Genomic DNA, 5856 nt, shown 5'->3' on the forward strand with positions numbered 1-5856 from the left:
GAGATGACCGATGGCCACAGCATGGTGCTCAGCCTGATGGCGTGTGCGCTGCTGGCCAGCCTGGTGTCGCGCATGATCAGCCGCCCGCTCTACAGCACCATGTCGCTGCTGATGATGCGGTCGCTGCGGGATCGCACCGACCCGGCCCCCCAGCCTGAACCCCTTGGACGTTAGACGCGAGAGGTGGAGCGCATCGGCCAGGCCAGCGCCAACCACAGCAGCATCAGTCCCGAGCTGACGAAAAAGATGCCGGTGCTGCCCCAGGTCTTGATGACCAGACCCCCCAGGCTGCCGCCGGCAAAGATGCCCAGCGACATCAGCGTGTTGTAAACGCCCAGCGCGGCGCCACGCTGGCGCGGCTGGGCCAGGCGCGACACCAGGCTGGGCTGGCTGGCTTCCTGGGTATTGAAGCCCACGAAATACAGAAACAGCAGCGCGCCCACGGCCCACAGCGAAGGCGATTGCAGGTTGAGCCAGAAGCCCAGCTGGGCCAGCACGATCAGCGCGATCGACCCCAGGTAGACCGGCTTGAAATACCCCATGCGCTCCAGCCGGAACAGCAGGCCGCCCATGACCAGCAGGGACGCGAGCACGGCAGGCAGGTACACCTTCCATTGTTCGGCGTTGACCAGGCCGGCCTCTTGCAGCAAGGCGGGCACCGACATCCACATGGCGATCTGCACCGCGTGCAACACAAACACACCCAGGTCCACGCGCAGCAGTTCCAAGTCGGAGAGCACCTCGCGCAAGCCGCCCCGGTTCTGCACGTGCTGCACCGGTGGCTCGGGCGGCACCACCCAGGCCACGACCGCCATGCCGATGGCCGCCAGCACCGCGGTGAGCGCGAACAGCCCCGACAGTCCGATGAGCGGCACGAGCAGCGGCGCGAGCACCAGCGACAGCGCGAACATGAGCGCGATGCTGATGCCCACCAGCGCCATGGACTTGGTGCGCACCTCGTCGCGCGTGAGGTCGGCCAGCAGGGCAGTGACGGCGGCCGAGATGGCGCCCGAACCTTGCAGGGCCCGGCCAATGGCCAGCCAGACCATGGTGGGCGCCCAGGCGGCGATCAGGCTGCCGATCACGAACAAGGCCAGGCCGGCCTGGATCACGGGTTTGCGGCCCAGCCGGTCGGAGGCCATGCCGAAAGGCACCTGGAACAGGGCCTGCGTCAGACCGTAAATACCCATGGCCAAACCGACCAGAAAAGGGTCGTCACCGCCCGGGTAGCTGGGGGCCTGCAGCACGAACACCGGCAGCACCAGAAAAAGGCCCAGCATGCGCAGTGCATAGATGGACGCCAGGGCGCCGCTGGTGCGTCGTTCGGTCGGCGTCATGCGCGTTGCCGCCGCTTGGGTGGCAGAGGCGGCAGAGGGGGTGGTGCTGAGGGTGGGCAAGGCAGAACGGCAAAAGAAGTATTGTGCGCGAAAGGTCTGCCGGGGCAGGGTAGTCGGGCGCAAAACGCCGGGGCGGCTTATCATGCCGGGTTGCCCTGAACACACCCACCGCGCCTTGAACCAGAACCTGCCCCCGGACCTGAATCTGCCGAGTTTGACCGGCGCCGATGCGCCGGTGGAGCCCGATGAACAAGCGCTGTTGAACCGCGTCAACGCCGCCCACCTGCGCCACGCCAGCCCCTTCTTGTCGGTGCGCGGCGCGCGCACGCACAACCTCAAGAACATCGACCTCGACATCCCCAAGCACTCGCTGGTGGTGATCACCGGCCTGTCGGGCTCGGGCAAATCGAGCCTGGCGTTCGACACGCTCTACGCCGAGGGCCAGCGCCGTTATGTGGAAAGCCTCTCGGCCTACGCGCGGCAGTTCCTGCAGCTCATGGACAAGCCCGATGTGGATTTGATCGAAGGCCTGTCGCCGGCGATCGCCATCGAGCAGAAAGCGACCAGCCACAACCCGCGCTCCACCGTGGGCACGGTCACCGAGATACACGACTACCTGCGCCTGCTGTTCGCCCGCGCCGGCACGCCGCATTGCCCCGAGCACGACCTGCCGCTGGCCGCGCAGAGTGTGGCGCAGATGGTGGACGCCGTGCTGTCGCTGCCAGAAGGCACGCGCCTGATGATCCTGGCCCCCGTGGCGCGCGAAAAGAAGGGCGAGTTCACCGAGCTGTTTGCCGACATGCAGGCGCAAGGCTATGTGCGTTTCCGCATCAACCAGACCGTGCTGGACTTCGACGCCCTGCCGGCCTTGAAGAAAACCGAAAAGCACAACATCGACGTGGTGATCGACCGCATCAAGGTGCGCACCGATGGCGAAGAGGAGGGCGTGAACCCACTTCGCCAGCGACTGGCCGAGAGCTTCGAGGCGGCGCTGCGCCTGGCCGATGGCCGAGCCTTGGCGGTGGACATGGACACCGGGGCGGAAACCACCTTCTCGGCCAAGTTCGCCTGTCCGCTGTGCAGCTACACCGTGGGTGAGCTGGAGCCGCGCCTGTTCTCGTTCAACTCGCCCATGGGCGCCTGCCCCACCTGCGACGGCCTGGGACACACCGAATTCTTCGACCCGGCGCGCGTGGTGGCCTTCCCCACGCTGAGCCTGGCCAGTGGCGCCATCAAAGGCTGGGACCGGCGCAACGGCTACTACTTCGCCATGATCGAAAGCCTGGCCGCGCACTACAAGTTCGACGCCGAAGGCCCGTGGGAAGCGATCAGCGCACCGGTGCAGCAGGCCTTGCTTTACGGCTCGGGCGAAGAGGAAATCAAGTTCAGCTACGCGCTCGAATCGGGCGAACGCGCGGGCAAGAAGATCGGCAAGAAGCACCCCTTCGAAGGCATCATCCGCAACTTCGAACGCCGCTACCGCGAGACCGACAGCGCGGCCGTGCGCGAAGAGCTGGCGCGTTACCGCGCGGTGCAGCCCTGTCCCGATTGCGGCGGTGCGCGCCTGCGGCGCGAAGCGCGCCACGTGTTCGTGGGCGAAGGCGATCAGAAGCAGCCGATCTACAAGATCAGCCACGTCACGCTCGGCGATGCCCTGGCGTATTTCCAGAAGCTGGAGTTGCGTGGTACCAAGGGCGACATCGCCGCGCGGGTCATCAACGAAATCCGCCAGCGCCTGAAGTTTCTGAACGACGTGGGCCTGAACTACCTCAGCCTGGACCGCAGCGCCGACACACTCAGCGGCGGCGAGGCCCAGCGCATCCGCCTGGCCAGCCAGATCGGCAGCGGCCTGACCGGCGTGATGTACGTGCTCGACGAGCCCAGCATCGGCCTGCACCAGCGCGACAACGACCGCCTCATTGCCACGCTGCAGCACCTGCGCGACCTCGGCAACACCGTGCTGGTGGTCGAGCACGACGAGGACATGATCCGCACCGCCGACCACGTGATCGACATGGGTCCCGGTGCCGGGGTGCACGGCGGGCGCGTGATGGCGCAAGGCACTTGCGCTGCCGTCATGGCCACGCCGGGCTCACTCACCGGCCAGTACCTCAGCGGCGCACGCAGCATCGCTGTGCCGGCGCGGCGCACGCCGTGGCTGCCGGTGGTCAAGAGCACAGCCCCCGCATTCAAACCGCGTTTTGCACCCAGCCCGGCGGCCGAACGCCGCGCCGCGCGCGAAGCTGCGCACCAGGCTTCGCTGGGCGAGCTGCAGGAGATCCGCGTGGTCAACGCCACCGGCCACAACCTCAAGGGCGTGAGCGTGGCGTTTCCGGTCGGCCTGCTCACCTGCGTCACCGGTGTGTCGGGTTCGGGCAAATCCACCCTGGTCAACGACACGCTTTACGCCGCCGTGGCGCGCACGCTCTACCGCTCGCACGACGAGCCCGCCGAGCACGAGGCCATCGAGGGCATCGAACATTTCGACAAGGTCATCAACGTCGACCAAAGTCCCATCGGCCGCACGCCGCGCAGCAACCCCGCCACCTACACGGGCCTGTTCACCGGCATCCGGGAACTGATGGCCGAAATGCCCACCGCGAAAGAGCGCGGCTATGGCCCTGGCCGCTTCAGCTTCAACGTGGCCGGTGGCCGCTGCGAGGCCTGCCAGGGCGACGGCGTGGTCAAGGTGGAGATGCACTTTTTGCCCGACGTGTACGTGCCCTGCGAGGTGTGCAACGGCAAGCGCTACAACCGCGAGACGCTGGACGTGCAATACAAGGGCCGCAACATCGCGCAGATCCTGGACATGACGGTGGAGCAGGCCCACACCTTCTTCGCCGCCGTGCCCACGCTGCACCGCAAGCTGCAGACGCTGATGGATGTGGGGCTTACCTACATCCAGCTGGGCCAGAGCGCGACCACGCTCTCGGGCGGTGAGGCGCAGCGCGTCAAGCTCGCACTGGAGCTCAGCAAACGCGACACCGGCCGCACGCTCTACATCCTGGACGAACCCACCACCGGCCTGCACTTCGCCGACATCGAACTGTTGCTCAAGGTGCTGCACCAGTTGCGCGACGCGGGCAACACCATCGTGGTGATCGAACACAACCTCGATGTGATCAAGACCGCCGACTGGGTGATCGACATGGGCCCCGAAGGGGGTTCGGGCGGCGGCATGGTGGTGGCCCAGGGCACACCCGAGACCATTGCGGCGCAGGCGGGGAGCCACACCGGGCATTACCTCAAGCGTCTGCTGGTGTTGCCTCAGGCCGCTTGACGCCTCAGTTGTTCCGGTACGCCAGCCCCAGCGTGGCGCCGAACGTGGTGGTGCTTGTCGCCAACGGGCTGCGCGCCACGGCGCCTTGCAGCTGGTACACGCTCAACCCTCCATAGGCCACCCAGTTGCGGTTCAGCGCCGAGGTCATGCGCCAGCCCAGCGAAGCACCGTCGAAGCCCGAGCCCAGGGCATAGGCCTGCAGGCCGGTGGTGGCTGCGGCGGTGGGGGCGATGCCGTAGTGGGTTTGGCGGTAGGTGCTGTTGGCCCAGCCCAGCCCCAGGGACAAGTCCCAGTGCGTTTGCGGCGAGAGGGGATATCGGTAGTTCAGACCCGAGTCGAGCCGCAGGCCGCCGTCGCGGCCCAGCAGGTCTTGTGATGCCCGCAACGACCCGCTCCAGCGCGGGCCCAGCGTGACACCGGCGGTGACGCGCCCACGCACCGTATCGCGCACCCGCGGCAAACCGCCGTACACGGGATCGTCCTTCCAGGAACGGCCTTCGTCGATGGACAGGGATGTGCTCAGCGAGAGCAGGTCGCTGCGGGTGAGCACGGTGCTCACACCGCTGTCCACCGATTCACGGCCTTGTGCGAGCAGTGCGCTGGCGCCCGAGGTGGCGAAGCGGAAACGCCCGAGCTGGAAGGCCCAGATGGGACGCAGGCTCAGGCGTTGGTCGTTGGTGCCGAAGGGGTCGCGACCCGAAGAAAGTGATGCACCCAGCAGGTAGTCCCGGCTGGCTTCGAGCGTCACCGGCTGGGTTTGCTGGGCATGGCTTGCCACCGCCCAGCACGCAGCGATCAACGTCAGGGGAAGCGCGGCCCTTGTCGCCATGGTTGTGCCTTCAGAGTCGGCTCAGGTCTTCAATCGCGTCGATCACCATGCTGGTGCCCACGGCGATCAGCAGGATGTCGGCGGCCACGCGCACGTATTTGTAGCCCGATGGCGGCACGCCCAGGCGGATCGAGATGTCATTGGGCACCGCGTAATACACCACGTCGGACGGCAGGCGGTAGCCCTTGCGCCACTTTTTGGCCTGACCCGGCGGCATGCAGCCGTTGTTCTTCTTGGCCAGACCCGGCGGGCAGTTGCCTGCACGGAAACGCGGCTCGTAGTACTCGCGCACCGCGAGGCGCTGGTTGTCCTGGAAGTAGCCGCCGATGTTGATCTGCACCGCGACGTTGGTGGACGAGCGATCGCCCGAGCCTTGCGCGCTGCGGCGTTGTTGATCTTCGCGATCGCCC

General features: G+C 66.8%; 4 protein-coding genes. 1 reads left to right on the top strand and 3 read right to left on the bottom strand.

Annotation, left to right across the window (positions count from 1 at the left end; all coding sequences use genetic code 11):
- Window positions 1-170: 170 nt before the first annotated feature.
- Window positions 171-1337, bottom strand: a complete 1167-nt coding sequence (locus Q0C59_RS03965; protein ID WP_291212002.1) for an MFS transporter — start codon at window positions 1335-1337, stop codon at window positions 171-173.
- Window positions 1338-1479: 142 nt separating this feature from the next.
- On the opposite strand from Q0C59_RS03965, the gene uvrA reads away from it, so the two are divergent.
- Window positions 1480-4617, top strand: coding sequence for an excinuclease ABC subunit UvrA (gene uvrA, locus Q0C59_RS03970; protein ID WP_407066545.1), 3138 nt, complete (start codon window positions 1480-1482; stop codon window positions 4615-4617).
- A gap of 4 nt (window positions 4618-4621) precedes the next feature.
- On the opposite strand, the gene Q0C59_RS03975 is transcribed toward uvrA, so the two are convergent.
- A complete protein-coding gene (locus Q0C59_RS03975) occupies window positions 4622-5446 on the bottom strand; it encodes a MipA/OmpV family protein (protein WP_291212005.1) in 825 nt (274 codons plus the stop codon).
- 10 nt (window positions 5447-5456) lie between these two features.
- Window positions 5457-5856, bottom strand: a 400-nt coding sequence (locus Q0C59_RS03980; protein WP_291212008.1) for a hypothetical protein, incomplete at its 5' end; no start/stop codon positions are given.

Source organism: Hydrogenophaga sp., from assembly GCF_022844385.1.
GTDB lineage: Bacteria > Pseudomonadota > Gammaproteobacteria > Burkholderiales > Burkholderiaceae_C > Hydrogenophaga.